The sequence below is a fragment of the Candidatus Chloroploca mongolica genome, assembly GCF_004762035.2.
Taxonomy (GTDB): Bacteria; Chloroflexota; Chloroflexia; order Chloroflexales; family Chloroflexaceae; genus Chloroploca; species Chloroploca mongolica.
The window spans coordinates 84,446-105,634 of record NZ_SIJK02000013.1; the positions used below are offsets into that span (position 1 = coordinate 84,446).

General features: G+C 58.0%; 21 protein-coding genes. 12 read left to right on the forward strand and 9 right to left on the reverse strand.

Annotated features, from left to right (window positions below):
• Window positions 1-21: 21 nt before the first annotated feature.
• From glpX to EYB53_RS09485, 3 genes are all read left to right on the forward strand, one after another.
• Window positions 22-1,002 (forward strand): class II fructose-bisphosphatase, encoded by a 981-nt coding sequence (gene glpX / locus EYB53_RS09475; RefSeq protein ID WP_135477948.1) that lies wholly within the window; start codon window positions 22-24, stop codon window positions 1,000-1,002.
• Window positions 1,003-1,171: 169 nt separating this feature from the next.
• Window positions 1,172-2,119, forward strand: coding sequence for a hypothetical protein (locus EYB53_RS09480; protein WP_135477949.1), 948 nt, complete (start codon window positions 1,172-1,174; stop codon window positions 2,117-2,119).
• 45 nt (window positions 2,120-2,164) lie between these two features.
• Window positions 2,165-2,605, forward strand: coding sequence for a nitroreductase family deazaflavin-dependent oxidoreductase (locus EYB53_RS09485; protein ID WP_209949604.1), 441 nt, complete (start codon window positions 2,165-2,167; stop codon window positions 2,603-2,605).
• A 259-nt stretch (window positions 2,606-2,864) separates the two neighbouring features.
• On the opposite strand, the gene EYB53_RS09490 is transcribed toward EYB53_RS09485, so the two are convergent.
• Together EYB53_RS09490 and EYB53_RS09500 are read right to left on the reverse strand one after the other, a co-directional pair.
• Window positions 2,865-5,105 (reverse strand): stage II sporulation protein M, encoded by a 2,241-nt coding sequence (locus tag EYB53_RS09490; RefSeq protein ID WP_254150994.1) that lies wholly within the window; start codon window positions 5,103-5,105, stop codon window positions 2,865-2,867.
• Window positions 5,106-5,116: 11 nt separating this feature from the next.
• On the reverse strand, window positions 5,117-6,118 hold the full coding sequence (locus tag EYB53_RS09500) for an ABC transporter ATP-binding protein (RefSeq protein ID WP_135477951.1): 1,002 nt from the start codon (window positions 6,116-6,118) through the stop codon (window positions 5,117-5,119).
• A 175-nt stretch (window positions 6,119-6,293) separates the two neighbouring features.
• On the opposite strand from EYB53_RS09500, the gene thrC reads away from it, so the two are divergent.
• The 6 genes from thrC (at window position 6,294) to EYB53_RS09530 (ending at window position 11,665) form a co-directional block, all read left to right on the forward strand.
• Entirely contained in the window at window positions 6,294-7,637 is a 1,344-nt protein-coding gene (gene thrC, locus EYB53_RS09505; RefSeq protein WP_135477952.1) for a threonine synthase, read from the forward strand.
• A 6-nt stretch (window positions 7,638-7,643) separates the two neighbouring features.
• Complete coding sequence (locus tag EYB53_RS09510) at window positions 7,644-8,147, forward strand: 3-isopropylmalate dehydratase small subunit (RefSeq protein ID WP_135477953.1); 504 nt, start codon at window positions 7,644-7,646, stop codon at window positions 8,145-8,147.
• Between the two features lie 12 nt (window positions 8,148-8,159).
• Window positions 8,160-9,377, forward strand: coding sequence for a 23S rRNA (uracil(1939)-C(5))-methyltransferase RlmD (rlmD, locus tag EYB53_RS09515; protein WP_135477954.1), 1,218 nt, complete (start codon window positions 8,160-8,162; stop codon window positions 9,375-9,377).
• Window positions 9,378-9,480: 103 nt separating this feature from the next.
• Complete coding sequence (locus EYB53_RS09520) at window positions 9,481-10,005, forward strand: hypothetical protein (RefSeq protein WP_135477955.1); 525 nt, start codon at window positions 9,481-9,483, stop codon at window positions 10,003-10,005.
• Window positions 10,002-10,991, forward strand: coding sequence for a glucosaminidase domain-containing protein (locus EYB53_RS26585; RefSeq protein ID WP_371879092.1), 990 nt, complete (start codon window positions 10,002-10,004; stop codon window positions 10,989-10,991). The genes EYB53_RS09520 and EYB53_RS26585 overlap by 4 nt, the downstream gene beginning before the upstream one ends.
• 2 nt (window positions 10,992-10,993) lie before the next feature.
• Window positions 10,994-11,665 carry a M23 family metallopeptidase gene (locus EYB53_RS09530; RefSeq protein WP_135477956.1) on the forward strand — a complete coding sequence of 224 codons (672 nt, stop codon included), beginning with the start codon at window positions 10,994-10,996 and terminating at the stop codon, window positions 11,663-11,665.
• A gap of 51 nt (window positions 11,666-11,716) precedes the next feature.
• Here the strand turns inward: EYB53_RS09530 and EYB53_RS09535 are convergent, their stop codons facing one another.
• Window positions 11,717-12,583 carry a tetratricopeptide repeat protein gene (locus EYB53_RS09535; protein WP_167857325.1) on the reverse strand — a complete coding sequence of 289 codons (867 nt, stop codon included), beginning with the start codon at window positions 12,581-12,583 and terminating at the stop codon, window positions 11,717-11,719.
• A gap of 152 nt (window positions 12,584-12,735) precedes the next feature.
• On the opposite strand from EYB53_RS09535, the gene EYB53_RS09540 reads away from it, so the two are divergent.
• Complete coding sequence (locus EYB53_RS09540) at window positions 12,736-13,350, forward strand: PspC domain-containing protein (RefSeq protein WP_135477958.1); 615 nt, start codon at window positions 12,736-12,738, stop codon at window positions 13,348-13,350.
• Between the two features lie 82 nt (window positions 13,351-13,432).
• Here the strand turns inward: EYB53_RS09540 and EYB53_RS09545 are convergent, their stop codons facing one another.
• The 6 genes from EYB53_RS09545 to EYB53_RS09570 form a co-directional block, all read right to left on the reverse strand.
• Window positions 13,433-14,695, reverse strand: a complete 1,263-nt coding sequence (locus EYB53_RS09545; RefSeq protein ID WP_135477959.1) for a patatin-like phospholipase family protein — start codon at window positions 14,693-14,695, stop codon at window positions 13,433-13,435.
• A gap of 62 nt (window positions 14,696-14,757) precedes the next feature.
• Window positions 14,758-15,288 (reverse strand): polyhydroxyalkanoate synthesis regulator DNA-binding domain-containing protein, encoded by a 531-nt coding sequence (locus EYB53_RS09550; protein ID WP_135477960.1) that lies wholly within the window; start codon window positions 15,286-15,288, stop codon window positions 14,758-14,760.
• A gap of 144 nt (window positions 15,289-15,432) precedes the next feature.
• Window positions 15,433-15,918, reverse strand: coding sequence for a phasin family protein (locus EYB53_RS09555; protein WP_135477961.1), 486 nt, complete (start codon window positions 15,916-15,918; stop codon window positions 15,433-15,435).
• Between the two features lie 136 nt (window positions 15,919-16,054).
• Entirely contained in the window at window positions 16,055-17,389 is a 1,335-nt protein-coding gene (locus EYB53_RS09560) for a phosphoribosylamine--glycine ligase (protein ID WP_135477962.1), read from the reverse strand.
• A complete protein-coding gene (locus EYB53_RS09565; protein WP_135477963.1) occupies window positions 17,389-18,246 on the reverse strand; it encodes a bifunctional 5,10-methylenetetrahydrofolate dehydrogenase/5,10-methenyltetrahydrofolate cyclohydrolase in 858 nt (285 codons plus the stop codon). Before EYB53_RS09565 ends, EYB53_RS09560 begins: the two co-directional genes overlap by 1 nt.
• 9 nt (window positions 18,247-18,255) lie before the next feature.
• Window positions 18,256-18,894, reverse strand: a complete 639-nt coding sequence (locus EYB53_RS09570) for a cyclodeaminase/cyclohydrolase family protein (RefSeq protein ID WP_135477964.1) — start codon at window positions 18,892-18,894, stop codon at window positions 18,256-18,258.
• A gap of 223 nt (window positions 18,895-19,117) precedes the next feature.
• Between EYB53_RS09570 and EYB53_RS09575 the strand changes: the two genes are divergently transcribed.
• Window positions 19,118-20,254: an ArsA family ATPase gene (locus EYB53_RS09575; RefSeq protein ID WP_167857326.1), complete on the forward strand. Its 1,137-nt coding sequence runs from the start codon at window positions 19,118-19,120 to the stop codon at window positions 20,252-20,254.
• 24 nt (window positions 20,255-20,278) lie between these two features.
• A complete protein-coding gene (locus tag EYB53_RS09580) occupies window positions 20,279-21,088 on the forward strand; it encodes an SDR family NAD(P)-dependent oxidoreductase (RefSeq protein WP_135477966.1) in 810 nt (269 codons plus the stop codon).
• The last annotated feature ends 101 nt before the right edge of the window (window positions 21,089-21,189 follow it).

The window sequence follows — 21,189 nt, forward strand, 5'->3', positions numbered from 1 at the left end:
GTTAGAGGGAGAGGAACATCGATGAGCGAGCCAGAACTCCACCGCAATACGGGGCTCGATCTCGTGCGGGCCACCGAGGCGGCGGCGATGGCCGCTGCACGCTGGATGGGCCGTGGATATCGCCAGGAAGCTGAACTCGCGGCGAGTCAGGCGATGAGTGAGACGCTGGCGGCGATTGATCTCGATGGGCAGATTGTGATCTGTGAAGGTGGACGGCTGCGGCTGCGGAGTGCGCTGCCCGGCGGTAAGCGGGTAGGTAGCGGGCAAGGGGTGCCCGTTGATGTAGTGGTGGATGCGATTGATGGACGCCGTCTGCTGGCGCGGGGGCGACCGGGCGCGGTTGCCGTCGCGGCCGTCGCACCGCAAGGCTCGATGTGGGCGTCGAGTGCAGCGGTCTATATGGAAAAGATCGTCGTCAATCGGGTCGTTGCCCCGGCCCTGGTGCCCGAGTGCATAACGGCTCCGGCGGCCTGGACGATTGGCTTGATTGCTCGTGCCAAAGGTAAAGCGATCCGTGACCTTGTGATCTTTGTGCTTGAGCGGCCTCGTCATGCCGATCTGATTACCGAGATCCGGGCGGCTGGGGCGCGGGTGATGCTGGCTGATGATGGTGATATTTCGGGGGCTGTGCTCGCGAGTTTGCCTGATGGACCGGTTGATGCCTTGATGGGGGCGGGGGGAGCTGCCGAAGGCGTGATGGCCGCATGTGCGGTCAAGGCCCTCGGCGGGGGGATGCTGGCGCGCCTGGCCCCGCAGAGCGTCGAAGAGCGTATGGCAATCGTTGAGGCGGGTCTCGATCTACGTCGGACAATGATGTGTGATGATCTGGTGCGCAGCAATCAGATCTTTTTTGTGGCGACGGGCATTACTGATGGCCTTTTGTTGCACGGGGTGCATTTTGAGGGCGCACGGGCGACGACCAATTCGCTGATCTTGCGAAGTGAAACCCGAACCCGCCGTATGATTGTCGCTGAGCATCTGGTTCAACCGGAAACACCTTGACAGCCAGAGCATTTTTAGCCTAGACTAGATTCATGCCTGCCTGAGCCAACCGCCAGCATTGCTGGCGGTTGGCTCGGTCAGGAAATGTGGTTGGGGGCCGTAGGCCACCAACGTAATGCGCATAAGGCCGCAGGTTCCGTTGCGCCTTCCCGCAGGGATGGATGGGTTTATGTCACTTGAAACAACGATGGCTGATCCGCAGCGTTTTGCGCTGCTCTATGGAACAACCCCGCCACGCGCTGATGCCCCGGCTGACCGGGTTCTCGGTGCGGCAGCGCGGCTCGCCGAGCGCGTCGCCGATCTTCCGCTCGACGGCCTGGTCGTCTATGATGTTCAGGACGAATCAGCGCGGACGAGTGAGCCGCGCCCGTTCCCTTTTCTCCCGACTGTTGACTCACCGCCGTATGCCACCCTGCTGCGGCAGTTGACGCGCAAGCCGGTGGTGACCTACAAATGCATTGCCACCGAAAACGAACAGAGTTGGCCCGAATGGCTTGACCGGGCGGCTGACCAGCATAAGGTGCGTTATCTGTCACTGGTTGGCCTGTCGAGTGCCAAAGCTGCGCAGAGTAGCATTGCGCTGTCGCGGGCGACCGAGCTTGCTGCGGCCCATCCTGCTGGCTTTGTGCTTGGTGGGGTCGCGATTGCCGAGCGTCATGGGGCTGAACGGAGCGAGAGTCTCCGCCTGATTCAGAAGGCGCAGCGAGGGATACGCTACTTTATCTCGCAGGCGGTCTATGATGCCGAGCCGACGATCCGGCTGCTTGGCGATTATGTTCGTGACTGTGCTGCACGCAATGAGCAGCCACAACGCATGCTGCTCGACTTTGTCCCGGTAGGTCGTCCACAGACCATGAATTTTATGCGTTGGCTCGGCATTGCTATTCCCGACACCACGGCAGCGGCAATTTTAGATGATCCAGCCCCGCTGAGTCGCTCGATTGCGGTGTGTCGGGAGCTGCTGCGGCGCATCCTCGACCAACCCTATCTCAACCAGATCCCGCTGGGCATTGTGGTCGAGAGCGTCTCGATTAACAAAGCTGAAATCGGAGCGACGATTGAACTAATGCATACGCTGCGTGATGTTGCGCACGAATATGGTTTACCTGTCTCATAAAAACATATGCAAAATGATCTACTGACACAGATGAGAGAAAGTGCTGTGAGCTTTCTTGGGTCAACGATCGGGGTCGAAGTTGTTCGCAAGGTGATCCAACCGCTTGACCATCTTTTTTATCAAGCCAGTGGAGGACAGATCCTCTTTCTTGATTTTTTCATTCCAACGCTGATGCTGACGACCACGGGGGCACGCAGTGGTGAACCGCGTACGGTTCCGCTGGTCTATCTGCGTGATGGCGAACGGATTGTGCTGATCGCCTCGAACTACGGCTCAACGAAACATCCGGCCTGGTACCACAATCTCAAGGCCAACCCCGCGTGCCAGGTACATATTGCCGGACGCACCACAACCTATCGGGCGCGCCAAGTCGAAGGCGAAGAGCGCGACCACCTCTGGAAGCGAGCAGTTGCCCTCTATGCTGGCTATGCGTCGTATCAGAACAACACTGACGGGCGGGTTATTCCCATTATGGTACTTGAATAAGGATCGACTGAGGGCCACGCCTCCAAACTTTAGTGGTTACACTGAGAAGCGCCCGCTATACGGGCGTTTCTCAGTGTAACTAGGGCAAGCTGACTCAGCCTCCATAGTAGGGCGATTGCATCATACGAAATCGGATACAACGGGGCACCCGCAAGGGGTGCCCGTACCGGGGCGGGGCCCGAATCCGGTGTAGGGGCACCCCTTGCGGGTGCCCTTGCGGGTGCATTGGCGGGGTGCATTGGCGGAAGATGCAATCGCCCTAGCCCCCATAGAGCATCAGCACGATGCGTGGTGTGATCAGCCCTTCGACGAGCGCCGAAAGTGCAATCAGCGGCACGAGCACGAGCATCCAGACTTTGGCGAAATTTGCCAGGGCCCAGAGCAGATTATCGGCGGGGCTAAACCCAGGCGGCGGCGAAAGCAAAGCCGCGCCAATCCGCAGGCCCAGGGCGGCGCTGAGGATAAACGTGGGCAATTCGATGATCCCGTGGGGCACCACATACGCTAGCAGAAACTGCAACGGGCTGTCATTGCCGAGCGCCAGCCAGTCGCCGCCTTCGCGAGCCAGTTGACCGGCAAAAAAGCCGATCTGACCAAACGCCACGCCGGGCACCATCAGGGCAAAGATGCCGAAACTGATCACCGAAAAGATATTGGAGAGTACCGAGACGCGCAGATTGTTGGCAAGGACAAACGCTGCCAACGAGAACGAGGGAGGCGGAGGATTGCCAAGTTGGTTTTGGATATTAACATTGAAGATGGAGGGCGCAAGGTTGAGCCCCAGCCAGGTTCCACCGATGGAGACAAGGAGCACGGCCAGGATGGGCAAGCGCAACTCGCGCAAGAGGGCCGGAAATTCGTACCGATAAAACCGGCGTGGTGAAAAGGCCAACCCGTGATACGCTGTTACGGGAACCCCAGCAGGCTGGTGCTCGCGGAAGAAGCTGCGCAAGGTCGCCGCAATGTGGCTTGGATTGAGGTCATCATGTTCACGCGAGAGGATCTCCTCGCGATTAAAACCGGCCATGCCACTGCGGATAAAGGCGAGCGCAACCACAAAGAGACCGGCGAGCACATACCAGAGCACATCGTAGCGTTGGGCAATGAAGAGCAGGACTTGAAGCTGGATCACCACGGCGGTGGGCACCAGGACAGCCGAAGCGAGTAGCGTGGCGGCCCGGATGCTGCTCGTATTGGTCGAAATCACCACGGCCCCGGCAACCATCAGCAGGTTCACCACACTAATCATCAGGATCAGCAGGGGCAGTGTCTCGGGCTGCATACCCACCAGGTAGAGCCGCGGAAAGACAAGGCGGATGGCCGCGAGAAAGGTGAACATGGCGGTCAGGCTGCCAACGAGGGGCACGATCAAGGCGGCGATCAACTTGCCCAGGTAGAGTTCACGATCCGAGACGGGCATTGCCAGGAGCGACTCGAGACTATTGCGTTCGCGTTCGCCGACAAAGGACTCGATGGCCGTAATGAGGGCAAAACTGGCGGGAACAAATCCGACGAGCAGGCCAACAAAAGGAACCAGGCGAGCGATATTTCCTTCGCCCTCAACAAAGTCGAGGGCCAGATTTACCCCAGCCAGCAACCCCAGTGGTAACCCGAAAATCAAGGTGAAGAGAGGAATAAGCACGCGCCAGTCGGTGATGACCTCGTTCAGTTCACGTCGGGCAATCAACCAGACTGCCGATTGCGACCACCTGGTTTGATGTGCCTTGCGCTGTGATCGGCGTTCTCTCCACCAGGCTGGCATGGGTATATTCCAGCTGATCTGGCCCTGGAGATGCTCACGTGAAAGGAGTTCTTCGCGGCTGAAGGTACGCATACCGATGCGAATCAACAGTGCGCCGAGGACAACTAGGGCGGCGGCAACCAGCCACAACTCAGTCCACCGACCGTTGATGATCAGAAAGGCTGCAATCTGCATAATCCCCACCATTGGGATGAGGATAAAACTCGACATCAAGTTGGCCGCACGCACGGTCGTGATGTGTGACGAAATCACGACGGCGCCGGTTACCATTACCACGGCCATACAGGTAATCAGGAGCACCAGCAAGAGCAGGCGCGACAGATCCATTGAGCCAAAATAGAGATCGGGGCGAAAGCCAAGTAACAGGCCAACAAAGATCAGCATTGCGATCAAACTCGAAAGCAGCGGCGTCAGGAGTGACGAAGCAAGCTTGCCGAGGTAGAGTTCATTGTCCGAGAGGGGCATCGCAAGCAGCGACTCGAGCGTATTGCGTTCACGTTCCCCAACAAAGGACTCGAGCGCCGTAATTAACGAAAAGCTTGCAGGGACAAACCCGACCAGCAGGGCGGCAAAAGGCACGAGGCGTTCAGCGAGATCGGGATCGTCAACAAAACGGATGACCTGCGATGAGGCTGCGACGAGCAACTGGGGCAAAATCAGGGTCAAGAGCAGCATCGGTAAGACGACGCGCCAATCGCCCAGGGTTTCGCGCACTTCACGTCGCGTAATAGCGAGCATATGGTTGGTCTTCATAGCTTTGCCGAGTCAAGCTCTGGATTTAAGTTGGCCATGATCGTTTCAGTCGCTTCGGGTATGGTGCGGCCAAACGAAGAATCATCGGCGACGATACGCAAATAGACATCCTCAAGGCTACGGGTCACTTCAGCAAGAGCCACGACGGGCATCCCGCGTGCAGTCAGGCGGCTCAGGATGACCGGATTGACCTGGGTGGGCGCGGCGGTACGGAAGCGCAGACGTGTTTCGTTGGTGTCTTCGACAGTGACGAGATCAGTGAGCAGCGGTTCGGCCTCGGCACCTGTGTATGGCGCAGCGAAGACCAGTTCGAAGAGCGGCTCGCCGAGCAACTGGCGGCTCAATTCGGCAAAGGTGCCGAGCGCAATGATTTGCCCGCCACGAATGATCGCAACGCGGTCAGCCAGCGTTTCGGCCTCGGCCAGATTGTGCGTCGTCAACAGGATCGAGCGGTCAGCCTGGCGCAACTCACCGATGGCATCGCGCACGGTGCGGGCGCTCTGCGGATCCATGGCGGTCGTTGGTTCATCGAGAAAGAGCACCGGCGGATCGTGGATCAAGGCACGGACGAGGGCAATCTTTTGCTTCATGCCTTTGGAATAGCCGTCCAGACGCCGGTGGCGGGCTTCCCATAGACCAAACTGTTGCAACAGGAGATTGGCGCGCGCACTGCGTTGACGTGGATCGAGCCCGAGTAAGCCGCCAAAAAAATCGAGATACTCGAGGGCCGCCATGCGCCCATAGAGACCCGGATATTCGGTGAGAAGGCCGACTTTGCCACGCACCGTCTGCGCTTGTGCGACGACATCGAGGCCGCAGATCCGGGCGTACCCGCTCGACGGGCGCAGAATGGCCCCGAGCATGCGCACGGTCGTGGTCTTGCCCGCCCCATTTGGTCCGAGCAGGGCAAGTAGTTCACCGGGATGCACCTCAAGATCAATACTACGTACTGCGTGGAAGCCGCCAAACTGCTTGCTTAGTTGATAGGCCTCAATCATGATCAAACTCCCGAGTTGTTGAGGTGGACGATCGACAGGTTTTCCCTTGAGTCATTGTACCCTGTTTCGTCGCAGGTGAAGGATAAGGAATGGTATAATACATGCCCAGGTGTGCAACGTTTCGAATGTTTGCACAGAAGCTTGCCGCGTATTCAAGTGCCTCAGGTGGACGATTATGACCCCGTATAGTGCCTGGTTTGCTGCCCAGGATGACCCGGATGAGCGCTATCCCCTGACCGAGGTTGTCTACTATTCACGTTCCGGTGGGTTGCTCGAAGTGCGCCATGATCTCGATGCCTTGCGCCAGCGGAGTGCTGATGAGTGGCGGCGCCTCTTTGAGGGGCGCTGGATGCGGACGACGTGGCCGTTTGGTTCTGGGGTGTGGGGGAAAAAGGAGTGGGTCTGCCCAACCGTTGACGATGAAAATATCGTGAGCATGTTTGAGGGTGGCACAAACCTCTTCTGGGCTGAGCGTTTCGGGCGCGAGATCGGGGTCGAAAATCTCTGGATCAAGATGTGTGGCAATAGTCATACCGGTAGTTTCAAAGATCTCGGCATGACCGTGCTTGTCAGCGTGGTGCGCCAGATGATGAGTGAAGGCAAACCGATCCGTGCGATTGCCTGCGCTTCGACGGGTGATACCTCGGCGGCGCTTGCGGCCTACGGGGCGGCGGCGGGTATTCCGACGATCGTCTTTCTGCCCAAGGGCAAAGTCAGTGTGGCGCAATTGGTGCAACCGATTGCCCACGGCGCGACGGTGCTTTCGTTGGATACTGACTTTGATGGCTGTATGCGCATTGTGCGCGACGTGACAGCCGATCCGAATAGTGGCATTTATCTAGCTAACTCACTCAATTCGTTGCGCGTGGAAGGGCAGAAGACGGTTGGGATCGAAATTGTGCAGCAGTTTGATTGGCAGGTTCCCGATTGGATTGTCATTCCCGGTGGCAATCTTGGCAATACCTTTGCCCTCGGCAAGGGCCTGTTGCTGATGTATGAGTTGGGTTTGATCACCAGATTGCCCCGCATTGTCTGCGCCCAGGCCGAGCATGCCAATCCGCTCTATCGGGCCTTCTGCAATGATTGGCGCTATGAGCCGATCACGGCCCGTCCGACGGCCGCTTCGGCGATCCAGATCGGCGACCCGATCAGCATTAACCGGGCGATTACGATGCTCCAACGCTTCAATGGCATTGTCGAACAGGCGAGCGAGCAAGAGTTGGCTGATGCGGCAGCACGGGCCGACCGCACCGGGGCATATGCGTGCCCGCATACGGGGGTTGCGCTTGCGGCAACAATTAAGCTCATTGATCGGGGCATTATCCACCCCGCCGATCAGGTTGTGGTTGTCTCAACGGCCCACGGTCTGAAGTTTAGCCGTTTCAAGGTGGATTATCACGAACATACCCTGCGTGATGTTGTCGGCCAGTATGCGAATCCGCCCATTGAGTTGCCGGCTGAGCTTGATGCCGTGCGTCGTGTGCTCGACGAGCGCATGAATGCACTGCCGCTCAATTGAGGCGCCATGGTTCTCACCGGCTATGCCCGTTGTGTCCAGGGGGATCTGTGGCCGCACCAGATTATTGATCATGCGACTGCAGCCAGTGGTGATCCGGCCTTACTTGCCGCGCATTGTCTCGCTGCGGTCGATCCGGGCCTGACGGAACGGGTGGTTGAGGGTGATGTGCTGGTGGTTACGGGCATGATGAAAGCCGGGCAAGGTCACGAGATGGCGGTCATTGCCCTGCAGTCCGTCGGGTTTGCCGCAGTGATCTGTGCAGCGGTTGACCCCGAGGTTGCCGCAATGGCGAACATCTATGGGCTCCCGATCCTTGCCCTTCCCGAGGCAAGCACGATGCTGACCGAAGCACGTCTTGTCCGTCTTGATCTGGAACGCGGCTCGCTGGCGTGCGCTGACACAACCTGGTGCTACGAACCGCTTGAACGGGCGACGCTTGATGCCGTGCGCCGGACACAGCTACTGGCCCGTATGCGCCGTGTCGTTGAAGACGAAGGGTATGCCGAATAGGAGATGATGCGCATGCGTGCCAAAGAGTTTCGGTCACTGGTGACAAGCCTCGCACGAGCAGGTGAAGCGCAAGAGCCGCGTTGCCCTCATACAACGACGTGCGGTGGCTGTGCCTTCCAGGATCGTCGGTATAGCGACCAGGTGGCGGCCAAAGCCGAGGCGTTGAACAGGCTCTTTGCATCGGCGGAACAACTCGCACCTTGCTTGCCTGCGCAACCACTTGAGGTTGTGGCGTCACCCGACCCATATGCGTACCGTACACGGATGGATTATGTTGCCACCAAGGGCCGTTTTGGTCTGCGTGCGCGTGGCAAATTCAACTATGTTGTTGAACTTGAGACATGTCACCTGATCCCTCCTGCCGCCTTTGCTGCGGCCAAAGCGGTCTGGATGAGTGCGACTGAACTTGGCTTGCCCGACTACAATCTGCGTACGCACGAGGGTTTTTTGCGTTACGTTGTTGTCCGGCGTAGCCCCTCTGATACGTTGTTGCTCGCGGTCGTGACGGCTGAAGGGCCGCAATACGAACCGGCAATGCACGCGCTAGCCCAGGTTGCCCTGGCGCAGCGAGGGGTGGTTGGCTTTCACTGGTTGCTCAATGCGAGTCGAACCGATCTCTCGTTTGGCACACCGGTACGTAGCTGGGGCAGCGAGACCCTCTTGATGCGCGCCGGCGCGACGGAACTGGCGATTGGCCCGAATACCTTTTTTCAAAACAATGTCCATTTGCTCGAACGGCTGCTTGATGATGTGCGTGACGCCGTTATTGCTGCGGCTGTGCCTGGGCAAGCTCTGCCCACGGTTGGCGATCTCTATGGTGGGGTTGGCACACTTGCCTTGCACTTGGCCCCCCACGCGGCCACTGTGATGTGTGTCGAGGCTGTCGAAGAGAGTGCGGCGCTGGCGGCGCGGAATGCCGAAGCGCACGGCGTCACGAATGTACAGGCTTTTGCCCAGGAGGTTTTGCCCTTTTTGCAATCATCAGAGGCGTCGCGCCTCGACCTTGTTGTCGCCGACCCGCCGCGTACGGGCCTGGGGCCTGATGTATGTGCCGAACTGCTGCGCCTTGCCCCGGCACGCATTGTCTATGTCTCCTGTAATCCGCTGACCCAGATCGAGGATTTGCAGTTGCTCACGCGCCGCTATCGGGTGGAACGCATGCAGGGCTACGATATGTTTCCCCATACCCCGCATGTTGAAACCATGGCGATCCTCGATCGATCTACTTGACATCGAACTTCTGTTCTGATATCATATGTCTATCATCTTTATAGAACAAAAGTTCTTAACTTGAAGATTACCAGCCGTGGTATGAGGAAAGCGGGGAGCCTCTATGGCAGCAACACGCGAACAGATCGGCCGCAACAATTCTACCGCCGTCAGACGTTTGCCAGGCAGCATCAACATTGTTGCCTATATTGTCACCCTCCTGCTTGTCGCTATGGCAAGTTACGTCGTTATTGATGCGGCCGTTGGGTGGGCGGGCGAGCGGCTTGATGATGTGCGTTATGGTCATCCTCGTACCACCCATCTTGAAGGTTTTGTTGGGCATCCGGCGGAAGATGCCGGTCGGCCAACCCGGTTCATCGGGTTGAATCTTGATCGTCAGGTTGTCATTCTAGCGTTACCAGGAGGAGATGCGACGCATATGCAGAGCTTACCTGGCCCGTACCTCTTTGGGGCACGCGAAGATTTGACGCCTGTGATATTATCGCTATATGATATTGATCGTGATGGTCGCCTTGACCTCCTCGCCACGGTACGGAATGAGCACATGATCTACCTGAATCGTGCCGAAGGTTTCCGTCTCCCAACACTAGAAGAGCAGCAAAAAATGATGCAGGAGCAGGAGCTGTGAACAGGTTTGACGAAGATCCAGTCAGACGTCGCAGTACGTCGAGGGTGACTCCTCTTGCTTCACCACCGGTGCAACGGATGCGTCGTTCTTCGATTGATTGGCTTGAAGGCGATGATCTGCCGTTACCCACACGTCTACGTCCTACCCCACTCGACGAACTGCCTGGCGACAGTGAAGCGTATGCAGAGGCAAGCGAACCGCTGCTGCGTTCGCAGCAGCGTCTTGATGAGCTTACCGAAGAGGCGATCCGCTTTGAACATCAGACGGCTCGCTCACATTTTCGGACGGGGATGCATCTTGCGTCACTGCCTTCTGCTCCATCAATCAGTGGTTTCAAGCAGTGGATCATCCTTGGGGGTGTGGCCCTGCTCAGCTTGCTGGTGCTGGTGCTGATGCGTCCTGATGGTAACGGTGGTTTGATCAGCAATTGGAGCACACAAGTATTTTCTGAGGGGCAGCCGCAGGTTGCTAATAGCCTCAGTTCAGTCTTTCTGAGTGATGTTCGTCCTCCGGGTGATTATGCCTTGCGTGCCGCGCCGAGCCTGACACCACAGCAAATTGACGCCATCCTGGCTTCGTACGGTTCACCAGCTACGGGCACGGGTGAAGTATGGTTTCATCTGGGGCAGCAGCGTGGCATTGATCCGGCTTTTGCGGTTGCCTTTTTCATTCACGAGAGCGGTGCTGGGACCGCTCAGGGTTGGGCCGGGCTCAAGCCTGATGGCTCAACGACGCATAATGTTGGCAATATTATCTGCGCCGGGTATCCAACCTGTTATGGTCGGTTTCGTGATTATCCTTCGTGGAACGATGGCATTGCCGATTGGTACCGTCTGATTGATGTTGAGTATCTGCAAGGGCGAGGTCATCAAACGGTCGCTGATATTATTCCTGTCTATGCACCTTCCTTTGAAAATGATGTCAACGGCTATGTCAACGTCGTCCAGAATCTCGTTGATCGCTGGCGTACCCAGGGGGTACAGTAGCTATGGGTGCCCACTATGCTCAGAGCCGGCGACGCCCGTTGATCTTCTTATTTGTGGTCTCGCTTGGCATTCTGGCGTTGTGGTTGCGCACTGACGACGAACCAGTGCAGTATACGCGTTGGCAAGGCCTTGCCCCGGCAGCCATGACGAATGCAATGGTTGCGGCCAACGGCAATAGCCTACGCGCAGTCGCTGAACCTCAGCAGGGGCGCGGTCAACCAGACGCACAACGTCCTTATGGCAACCCGCTGCGGGCAACCAGTACGGTGATGACGCAAGGGTATGGCATTGGCTCTCATGCCCCGGCGCATATCTGGGGGGCAATTGATCTGGCGATCGACAGTACCGGTAATGGCATGGCTGATCCCCAGGGTAGTTGGAACCATCCGATTTACGCAACCCACGACGGGGTTGTCACCGTCACGCCAAATAGTTATCCGGCTGGTAATCATGTCTGGATCGTCAACGATGCGTATCGCACGGGATATGCTCATCTGGCTACCTTTACGGTGAGCAACGGGCAGACTGTTGCCCGAGGCGATCTTATTGGCACGATGGGCTCAACTGGGATGTCGTCGGGTCCGCACCTTGATTATCAGGTCTGGGAAAAGGTCAATGGTGCGTGGGTCAATCGCACTCCCCTCGATTTCAGCCCGTTCGAACTAGTACCCTGAGCATATGGCGCATACGCAGTGATGGTTTTTGGGACCGCAGGGCGTATGCGCTTACCGCTTGCTTGCGCGCCAGGCATCGGCAGCGTGACGACCACGCGGGTCGAGCTGCGTACTCTGCTCGAAATGGAGGCGGGCCTGCTCGGGCGCGTCAATGGCGTTGAGCAGCGTCCCAAGATAGAAATGGATATCGGCACGTTGCGGGGCAGGACAGGCTGGCAGCAAGGGTTCAATCATGGTGAGCATGTGTCTCGCCTCGTGGCTGCGCTGCTGATTGAGCAAGAGACCTATCAGCGCACAGCGCAACGCGGCTTCATCGGGAGGCGCTGGATGCACGGCCAGCCCTGAGCGCAAGAGCATTTCGATGGTTGCGACGGGTTTGCCCAGTTGTTCCTCGATTCCGGCGAGTTGCAGGTAGGCACTTGCCGAACGTGGATCAAGCTCAAGGGCCTGGGTTGCCGCCTGGCGTGCTTCGTGGAAGAGCCCAGTATCGAGGAGCGCGGCACTCAGCGTTGCGTGCAATTCGGGATGCGCAGGAAAGAGGGCGATCGCCCTCTGAAAGGCCATGATCGCGGCTTCGCTCTGGCCTCGTGCCAGCAAGGTAGCCCCCTGCAAGGCATACGCATCGGCCGAGTATGGATAGAGGCGCAGCAGCCATGCGAGCACCTGTTCGGCGCGTGCATAGCTGGCTGTCGTGATGGCCTGTCGCGCCATCCCCAAGAGACTGAGGCGGAGCGCAAGATAGAGCATGAGGGCAAGGCCGATCAAGGCAGTGAGCAGGCTACCGTTAAGCAGGACGTGGAAGAGCAGCACCACGAGCAAGAGCACCGCTTCGGGTACAAGCAAGAGTTGCTTGCTAAGCCAGTTGAAGGGGTGCCCGGTGGTGAGCGTGGGCCACGATTTGCGAGCCTGTGATGACATTGATGAAAACTCCTTTTCGTGGGGCTTTGTATGCAGTATAGAAGACTCGTGTGACATGTACCGTCACTCTGGTGCAACAATTGTGACTAGATCACCGTCAAAGGGATAGAAGCGGCGAATTGACCGCCTTGTGATCTGAGAAGGAGCAACCCATGCAAGCGCGCCTTACCCGTAGCACCAGCGAGTCGATGGTGGCGGGGGTCTGCGGTGGTCTCGCTGAATACTTTGCTATTGACCCGGTGATCGTCCGGTTACTGTTTGTGGTCGTGACGCTGACGAGTGGCTTTGGCCTCCCGATCTATCTTGTCCTGTGGGTGATTATGCCCAGGGGCGCAGCAGCTACGGTCGCAAAGAAGCAGCACCAGGCTTCATCAACTTATGGCTACCTTGATGAGCAGCAACAGGTTCAAGGCACCATAGCGCGTGAGGTTCTGGTTGGGCAACGCCAGGAGGGAGTCCAGACGCGGCTCGGGGGTGATGCCGGTTTTGCGGCTGCACCTGATGCACCGGTCTACCGTTTTGACCCATATACAGGCCAGATGCTTGATCCTCATGCTCCGGTCGGCGCCGATCCTGCCCGGCCCTATGGTACCGATCTGGTGATCGAGGGGGGGCCACGGCGCAAACGCAGCTGGCGTTTACTCGGGATCATTTTGCTGGGCATTGGGAGCTTGATCTTCCTTGAGCAACTGGGGATCAACATGTCCTTGATCTTCCCGGTGTTGTTGATCGTTGCGGGGGGGATGCTGCTCTTGCGCAAGCGTTAGCTAGGACGTGGCCCGAAGAGGACACAAAGAACCGGCTAGCGCCGCTAGCCGGTTCTTTGTGTCCTCTTCGCGTCGAGCGGCATTACCTGACCTGATGGGCAGGCCGAGCAGCGTGATGGAAGCCATTCTGGCGTTGTTGTTCGAGGCGCGTAATGAGGCGGTCGAGTTCAGCGAGGGTATGGGCCAGCCCGGCCGGAGCGCTATGGAGTGACCCATCGGCGGCGAGGGCGGCGTGGACATTGCGCACATCATTGCCCACTGAGGCAAGATTGCGCAAATCGTGGGTAATGCGTTTATTGCTGATCTGCACCCCGTGGCGTCCCATCATTGCCTTGTAGTAGGTGTAGTGCTCGTTGAGGTGGCGCGCGACCGTTTCATAGCCGTGTTGCGCGATCTTCAGGCGGGTATGATAGCGCATCGTGCTATCGCCAAACATCACCTGGTCATCACGGGTCGGCTCGATCAGCACAATATCGACCTCAGGATGGCGACGGCGCACCTGTTTCATATGGTAATGAAGACCGGCGTGGATGAAGGTGCGGAAGACCTGGCTCCCCACGCGGTGAATGCCCTCATCATTGAGCCCGGCACCGGGTTTATGGTTGTGGTTGTCAAACGGCACCATTGGGTTGATACAAACGATCAACTCGGCACCTGACTCGATGGCGACATCAAGGCTCGCGGTACCACGAATACCCCCATCAATATAGTAGTGATTGTTGATCAAGACAGGACGATAGAAAAGGGGGATCGCCGCAGAAGCACAGACCGCCTGCGAGATCGGGATATCGTGCAGGGGTGGTTTGCCAAAGACCGCACGTTCACCGGTATCGAGATCGGTCGCCACAATCGCGAGTTGATGGGGGAGATCGGCAAAGCGATTGCTTCGACCTGGCTGCGAGAGAGCGGAGCGCAGATACTTTTCGAGCATATGCGTATCATAGAGCCCGGTTGGCAAGCCAGAGGCGAGATACTCAACCGTATCGAGCAGCGTAAAGGTTTCACCTTCAGCCAGCATACGGCGAAGCATCGTACCGACAGCCCCAGGCAACCGCTGGATCCGCTTGAACATCCCCGGCACATCGAGTGAAAAGAGATGCTGCGGTGCGAGTTGGTCAATGCCAAGCAGCGAACTATTGAGAACCGAAAGAAGAGTGCGAGGGGAGATATTATTCGCGAGACAAGACGCGATCAGCCCACCGGCACTGGTACCAACATAGATATCGAACTCATTCACCGACACTTGATCAAGGAGTTGATCAATTGCGCACATCGCACCAATTTCGTACGCTGCCCCTGCGACTCCACCACCCGCCAGCACAAGGGCGGTCTTGCTGCGTTGCATAGATGCCCCATCTAGGAATGTAGGTACGGCTCTGGGCCGCACCAGGCGATTACCCAAACGACTTAGACCTCGTGCTCGCGTTGATTTGCTAACTGCTCAATAATCAGAGAGAGCGCATCAACCTGTTCGTGTAAGCGAGCCACGTCATTGCGGCTCGGCATGGCATCAATGGTATTTTCGGCAGGTTGATTGAAATGACTTCCGGTCAACAAATATCGCCAGCGCTGACTTTCTTCGGCGGTCAACGACCCTGTAACCACCAAATAATCAATCCGACGTTCAATTTCGCCATCAATAACTTCGGCCCCGCCGAGCGACGTTGCGAGTGAACGTCGCAAACTAGAGATCGTATCGCCGCCAACCTGGATCAACCCGGTTAAGAGTTGGGTGGGCAGTTGGGTGCCATTGCGCCCACGCGACTGAAGCACCACTTGGGCCAGAATGACCGCAGTAATATCTTCGCCCGTCTCATTATCAAGTACCCGGACAGGCTCGCCCTCTTGTACCAACTTGGCAATGCCATCAAGCGTAATATACTGCTTGCGGTTGGTATGGTAGAGTTTGCGATTCGCGTATTTCTTTATCACATTCATAGCACTCGGATCTCTTTCAGCGCGGTACGTCTATTATAACACGCTGTGTCAATTCGTGCGCTTCAGCGTTGACGATACAGATGAGCGCAGCAAGTCGAATTGTATCGACCTGCTGCGCTCATCAGCGCAGGGGGAATGACAGGACTATTCGTCAGCTTTGCCATCAGCAGTCTTGCCTGCACGGGGCTTGTTGGCTGCCGGGGCCGGATCCGCACGGCGGAGTTCCTCGACGCGAGCGGCGAGTTGGGCGATCTTGGCGCTCAGTTCGTCAATATCGCGCTTGGAAGGGATATTCATCCGGTTCAGCATCTGCTCGAGGCCCGTTTCCATCTGGGTGGACAGGTTCTGTACGCTGTTTTCGACCTGCACGGTTGGTGTTTGCGCGACCTGACGGAATTTACCCACCGTCTCTTCGATCAGATGCTGCGCATCTTTCTGCGCGATCTCCCCCCGCTCAACCAGGCGGTTCAGGAATTGCTCGGCTTCGTCACGTGTGAGCGCAAAGGCCCCAAAGCCCGCCATGATCATGCGGCGAACAACGTCAAAGATTGGCACCATCGGCTTTTCAGCTTCGGGCTGCTCTTCGATTTCGCGAACGTTAACCTCGACCTCATCAGGTGTTACGGTCATGATTTTCCTCTCAATCTTGTGTGTCTATAAACAAGCCCTGCAACCTGTTATGTGGTATCATACCACACTCATTTTTCGTTTGCAGACTTTAACGCACTGCGTTATAAACAGAGTATAACACACTGCGTCATGAGAGTCAAGCCTGAAAAAGATGGAGGCCGATATCTTCACGATAGGTGCGTCCCGGAAAGGTGATGCGTTCGGCGTTGAGCAAGGCGCGTCCCCGGGCACCAGCCAGGGTGGCCCCCATCGCGACGACGGTAAGAACATGCCCCCCGGTGATCGTTGGTCGTCCGCTGGAACCAGAATTATTGCCAGTGAATAAGGTTCCGAGGCCGCGGTGGGGCTGAGTGGGGGCATACTGCAGACCGGCGGGGTGTCGGGTCTGGTCATGAAAGACGAGGATGCCTTCATCAAGCTCGCTCAGCCCGGTGATGGGTGCGCCGGGTGAGTAGTGATGAGGGTAGCCCATTGTCACAAGGGCGAGGGCGACACTTGCTTCGTCTTTCCAGTGGAGTGGGGCAATCTGGTCGAGGCGACGGGCAATGGTTGCCTCGATCAGTGGTTCGAGATCGTCTTCGAGGCGTGGCAAAACGGCCTGGGCTTCCATATCACGCAGGCTGCAGCGAAGACCGGTGATGACAGGTCCCTTCTGGGTAATAATTCCATCGATGCCAAGAAAGCCCCAGTAGGGGATCTGGTCACGGGTGAGGGCGGCAACCAATGGTTGCATGATGCGGGTGTGGAGGAAGTGTCCGAGTTTCTGGGCATAGGCGGAATTGCCGGTTGCGGCCCCCATCCCCGGGGCATGCGGGCTTGCTGGTTCTGGCCCGAGGCGATCATAGGTATGGACGGGCAAGAGGGGCAAGGCGGTGCTGCCGTCGGTGAGTACCGCAAAACTGAAGGTTGGCCCGGGCAGATAGCTTTCAATGACGACCCCGGCCTCTGGCCCAGCAACCGGGCGATTGGCATAGCTTGCCCGGAGGCCTTCGAGCGCCGGGTAGCGCTCGGTATAGACGCCATCGCTATCTTCGGGTTGATCGGCTCTGATCACAACCGGCAGTGCGTGGGCGGCCAGATATTTTTCGGCTGTTGCCAGATCCTCACAGACGCGCCCAGGGGCGAGGGGTAACCCGTGGCGTTCGAGAAATGCACGGGCAAAGCAACGGCTTGTTTCGAGACGAGTTGCCCGTAGTGCCGGACCACACACCCCGATATGCATCGCGACAACCTCATCAACCAGACCGGCTGCCAGGGCCGTCGTATCGGCTGGCACGATGAGGTCGATCTGCTCGCTAAAAGCCCAGCGGGCGATCGCGACGGCATTGGTAGCATCAAGCTCGACCACAGGCGCGAGCAAGGATGATCCACCATTTCCTGGCGCAACCAGGATGTCGGCGCTGGTATGGTGAAAGAGTTTCCAGACCAGAGCATGGGCGCGTCCATCGGATCCAAGTACCAGGATCTTCACTATTGCACCAGCCGTGTACGGGCCGCCGTGATGATATTTTTGATCAACATACTGTTGGTCACGGGACCGGTGCCACCGGGTACGGGTGTAATCGCGCGTGCGCGTTCAGCGACACCAGCAAAATCAACATCACCAATCAACTGACCCTCTGCATCAACATTCGTGCCAAAGTCAACGACGACGGTACCGGGGCTGATCATCTCGGCGGTGATCAAGCGGGGGCGTCCTGCGGCAACACAGACGATCTCGCAGGTACGCAAGACGTCCCCAAGGTTGGCGGTACGGGAATGGCAGATGGTGACGGTGGCATCAGCGGTAGTCAACAACTGGGCCATCGGTCGCCCAACCACAGGGCTGCGTCCAACCATGGCAGCGCGTTTACCGCGTAGTTCAATACCATTGCGCCGCAGCAGTTCCATGCCCCCAGCGGGGGTATTGGGCACAATGCCGGGGCGACCCTGCGCGAGGAGACCGGCATTGATCGGATGGACGCCGTCTACATCTTTGCGGTAATCAAGGGCCAGGATTGCGCTGGTGGTATCAAGATGAGGCGGGAGCGGCATCTGGATCATGATGCCGTCCACTTCATCGGCACTATTCAGGGCCGCAATAACCCGGAGGAGATCGTCTTGTGGGGCGTCGGCGGCGAGTTGTTCGAGGCGGAACGAAGCGCCCAGGGTATGACAGAGTTTGCTAATCGTACGGACGTACCGTGATGAGGCAGGATCATTACCGACCTGAATAACAGCCATACCGGCGGGGCGACCGAGGCGCTGTCGCAGTTCGACAAGTTCCAATTCTGCCTCCTGACGCAATTCTTGCGCCAGGCTGCGTCCATCCAGAATGATGGGTGTCATGCCGTATCCTTATCCATTGATGCGATCGCGCACAATTGCGACAATCTCCTCGGTCTTTTCATTGAGGTTCGCCACAAGGTCTTCAATGCTTGCCCGTGTTTCGCGCACATACTGCTGGTCGTCGAGCCCCGCAAGGTTAATCTCGACATTGAGGATCGCGCTTTGGATCGTCGCTTTGGTAATCAGGATGGCGACCCCGATATCGCTGACAATCAGGCGCCCAACTTGTGGGGCCAGGGAGGTGCAGAGCGGGATGAGGGCTGCCGCAGCCTGGGCTGTGCGCAAAGGGATTTCGGCGGCCTGACGGGTGACTTGCTGGATGGCGGCTCGGCGCACCGCTGCGTCGGCCTCGGTGGTACGGGGCAAACGATAGGCCACCGAGAGGCGTTCGAAGGCCTCGATATCCTGATCGGCGAGGTGTTGCAATTCACGCCGTAGGGTCTCGGCCCGGTCGTGGATACCACGTAGATCTTCTTCAATTGCGGCGTACTGTGCTTTGCCAATAGTGAGGGCGCAGACCATGCTGATCAAACCAGCGGCCATCGCCCCATTGAGTGCCGCAACGCTACCCCCGCCAGGGGTTGGGGCGCGTGAGGCGAGGGTGTCAAGAAAGGTGCCAAGGGACTGGTGATCCAATGAAGCTGTCAATGTATGCCTCCTGTCAGATAGGCTCGTATGACCTGATACAATAGACGGGTATCCTGAGGCCGCACACTAGGTGCTGGTTGCTGCGGCCAGCTATGTTCGTGATGTGATGAAGTTGTTCACAGGCTGCGCTGCCGCGCCTCTGCACGTATTATAGCAGCCTGAAGGATCGACAAGTATGCTACACTTGCCGAGTAGCGATTGTTTTCTGGCCCAGAGGGAATGCATGCAAACACTAATTTTTACTGGACCCGTCGGAGTCACCGCGCGCGCTGCGGCAGTCACGGCTGCAGCGGCGGCGCAGGCTGGCTCACGGGTGCTGCTTGCCAGCGTCGGCCCGGCACATCCAGTTGCCTCGCTGTTGGGGGTTACTTCCGCTGTGGAACCACACCCACTTGGCCCAAACCTTGATCTCTGGTGTATTGATCCGTTGGAAGATCTCAGCAAAGTCTGGGGGGCTATTCGTTCGGGGGGAAATCCGACGATCACCGGTGATGAGCTCCCGGTTATTCCTGGGAGTGATCTCTTTCTCGCTGTCACCGGTCTCCAGAAGTATAAGAACGACTATGATGTGGTTTGTGCGGATGCCGGCCCTCCCGAGACGTTGCTACGGTCGCTGGGGGCACCGGACACCTTTCGCTGGTTTGTGCGTTTGTTGATCGGGTTGGATCGTGGGCCAGGGCGTTCGAGCGCATCGGTGGCGCGGGCGATCATCCCTACGGCGCTTTTACCGATTTCAACTGACTGGCTTGGGCGGATCCAGGATGCACGGGTACAACTCGAGCGCTTGCGCGACGAGATGGTCAGTTCCCAGTTTTCGCGGGTGCGCTATGTTTTGCCGCCTGATCGTTCAGGGTTGGCCGAGGCGCGGCTCAATATTCCGGCGTTGCAACTCTTTGGATTGGCGGTCGAGTCGCTGGTGGCTGCACCGCTGATGCCGACTGGCGTCGCTGAACTGGAACCAATGGCGGCCGAACAGCAAGCGGTCATCCAAGAGGCCGGTACCATTTGGCAGGGCCGCCCGGTGTATGGCCTGCCGATCTTCGGAACCCCCGATAATCTTGCGGCCCTGATGACCCTGGGGAGTCGTCTGTATAATGGTGACTCGCCCTTGCCTGGCGCCCCCCCAGCGGCCCCCATTCGTCTGACCGGGCTGCCTGATCCGCAGGTTGCATTGGATCTCCCCGGTCTCCCCCGCGAACTGCTCGGGCTGACGTTGAGTGGTGATGAACTTATTATTCGTGCCGGACCATATCGTCGTCACTTGCTGATGCCAGAAGGGTTGCGTGGCATTACCGCGATCCGAGCGTCGCGGCAGGGCGAAACCCTTATTATTCGTCCGCGCAAAGAAACCGGTACGTAATTCTCTCTATGCCTGGAGTCTGTGATGGGGCGAAAAACGATTTCTCTACGTGGTCGGGTGGCCGTGATTACCGGCAGCACGCGCGGCATCGGGCGGGCAATGGCTGAATGTTTTGGCACGGCTGGTGCTCGGGTGGTGGTCTCTTCGTCACGCCCCGAAGCGGTTGCGGCGACGGTCGAGCAGTTACGGGCCGAAGGAATTGATGCGACCGGGATGGCGTGCGATGTCGCGGAACGCAAGCAGGTCGAGCAACTCTTTGTCCATGCGCTCTCGATGTATCGCCAGGTTGATATCTGGGTGAATAATGCGGCCATCTCGGGGCCATTTGGCCGCACGCTTGATGTGCCGCAAGCTGATTGGGAGCGGGTCATTCAGGTGAACTTGATGGGCACCTATTATGGGTGTGTGACGGTGTTGCCGCATATGCTCGAACGCAACTATGGCAAGGTGATCAATGTCACTGGGGGCGGCTTCAGGCGAGCGCAGCGTTTTCTCGGTGCCTACAGTGTTTCCAAGGCCGGGGTGGTGCGTTTGACCGAAAGTATGGCCCGCGAGCATGCCAAGCAGTCGGGGCTCTCTTTTAATGTGCTTGCCCCCGGCATTGTGCCTACCGATATGACGAATGAATGGGAGGCGCTTGGCGAGGCTGCCGAGGCCCTGCAGGCGTTTCCCCGGATTAAAGAGATCTTTGGCACAACCACCGAAGAGACGGCACTGCTCGCGCTCAAGATGGCTTCTGCGAAGACGGACGGGGTTTCGGGCAAGGTCTTTGAGGTGATGCCGCGTCACCGGTCGCTCTGGCGACTCTTGCAGGCCGCGCTCAAGCGACGCTGAGAGAGTTTTGACGCAAAGGCGCAAAGGCGCAAAGCTCCGTATAGAGGTATATCAAGCCTTTGCGCCTCGATCTGTCTTGTATGAACGGGGCGAAGCAAGTC

What these genes read in the sequence shown, in the direction of transcription:
- thrC (WP_135477952.1), top strand. Translation starts at nt 6,294, where the DNA reads ATGACCCCGTATAGTGCCTGGTTTGCTGCCCAGGATGACCCGGATGAG.
- EYB53_RS09480 (WP_135477949.1), top strand. Translation starts at nt 1,172, where the DNA reads ATGTCACTTGAAACAACGATGGCTGATCCGCAGCGTTTTGCGCTGCTC.
- EYB53_RS09555 (WP_135477961.1), bottom strand. Translation starts at nt 15,918, where the DNA reads ATGACCGTAACACCTGATGAGGTCGAGGTTAACGTTCGCGAAATCGAA.
- rlmD (WP_135477954.1), top strand. Translation starts at nt 8,160, where the DNA reads ATGCGTGCCAAAGAGTTTCGGTCACTGGTGACAAGCCTCGCACGAGCA.
- EYB53_RS09580 (WP_135477966.1), top strand. Translation starts at nt 20,279, where the DNA reads ATGGGGCGAAAAACGATTTCTCTACGTGGTCGGGTGGCCGTGATTACC.
- EYB53_RS09575 (WP_167857326.1), top strand. Translation starts at nt 19,118, where the DNA reads ATGCAAACACTAATTTTTACTGGACCCGTCGGAGTCACCGCGCGCGCT.
- EYB53_RS09550 (WP_135477960.1), bottom strand. Translation starts at nt 15,288, where the DNA reads ATGAATGTGATAAAGAAATACGCGAATCGCAAACTCTACCATACCAAC.
- EYB53_RS09510 (WP_135477953.1), top strand. Translation starts at nt 7,644, where the DNA reads ATGGTTCTCACCGGCTATGCCCGTTGTGTCCAGGGGGATCTGTGGCCG.
- EYB53_RS09535 (WP_167857325.1), bottom strand. Translation starts at nt 12,583, where the DNA reads ATGTCATCACAGGCTCGCAAATCGTGGCCCACGCTCACCACCGGGCAC.
- EYB53_RS09540 (WP_135477958.1), top strand. Translation starts at nt 12,736, where the DNA reads ATGCAAGCGCGCCTTACCCGTAGCACCAGCGAGTCGATGGTGGCGGGG.
- EYB53_RS09530 (WP_135477956.1), top strand. Translation starts at nt 10,994, where the DNA reads ATGGGTGCCCACTATGCTCAGAGCCGGCGACGCCCGTTGATCTTCTTA.
- EYB53_RS09520 (WP_135477955.1), top strand. Translation starts at nt 9,481, where the DNA reads ATGGCAGCAACACGCGAACAGATCGGCCGCAACAATTCTACCGCCGTC.
- EYB53_RS09545 (WP_135477959.1), bottom strand. Translation starts at nt 14,695, where the DNA reads ATGCAACGCAGCAAGACCGCCCTTGTGCTGGCGGGTGGTGGAGTCGCA.
- EYB53_RS09490 (WP_254150994.1), bottom strand. Translation starts at nt 5,105, where the DNA reads ATGCTCGCTATTACGCGACGTGAAGTGCGCGAAACCCTGGGCGATTGG.
- glpX (WP_135477948.1), top strand. Translation starts at nt 22, where the DNA reads ATGAGCGAGCCAGAACTCCACCGCAATACGGGGCTCGATCTCGTGCGG.
- EYB53_RS09500 (WP_135477951.1), bottom strand. Translation starts at nt 6,118, where the DNA reads ATGATTGAGGCCTATCAACTAAGCAAGCAGTTTGGCGGCTTCCACGCA.
- EYB53_RS09565 (WP_135477963.1), bottom strand. Translation starts at nt 18,246, where the DNA reads ATGACACCCATCATTCTGGATGGACGCAGCCTGGCGCAAGAATTGCGT.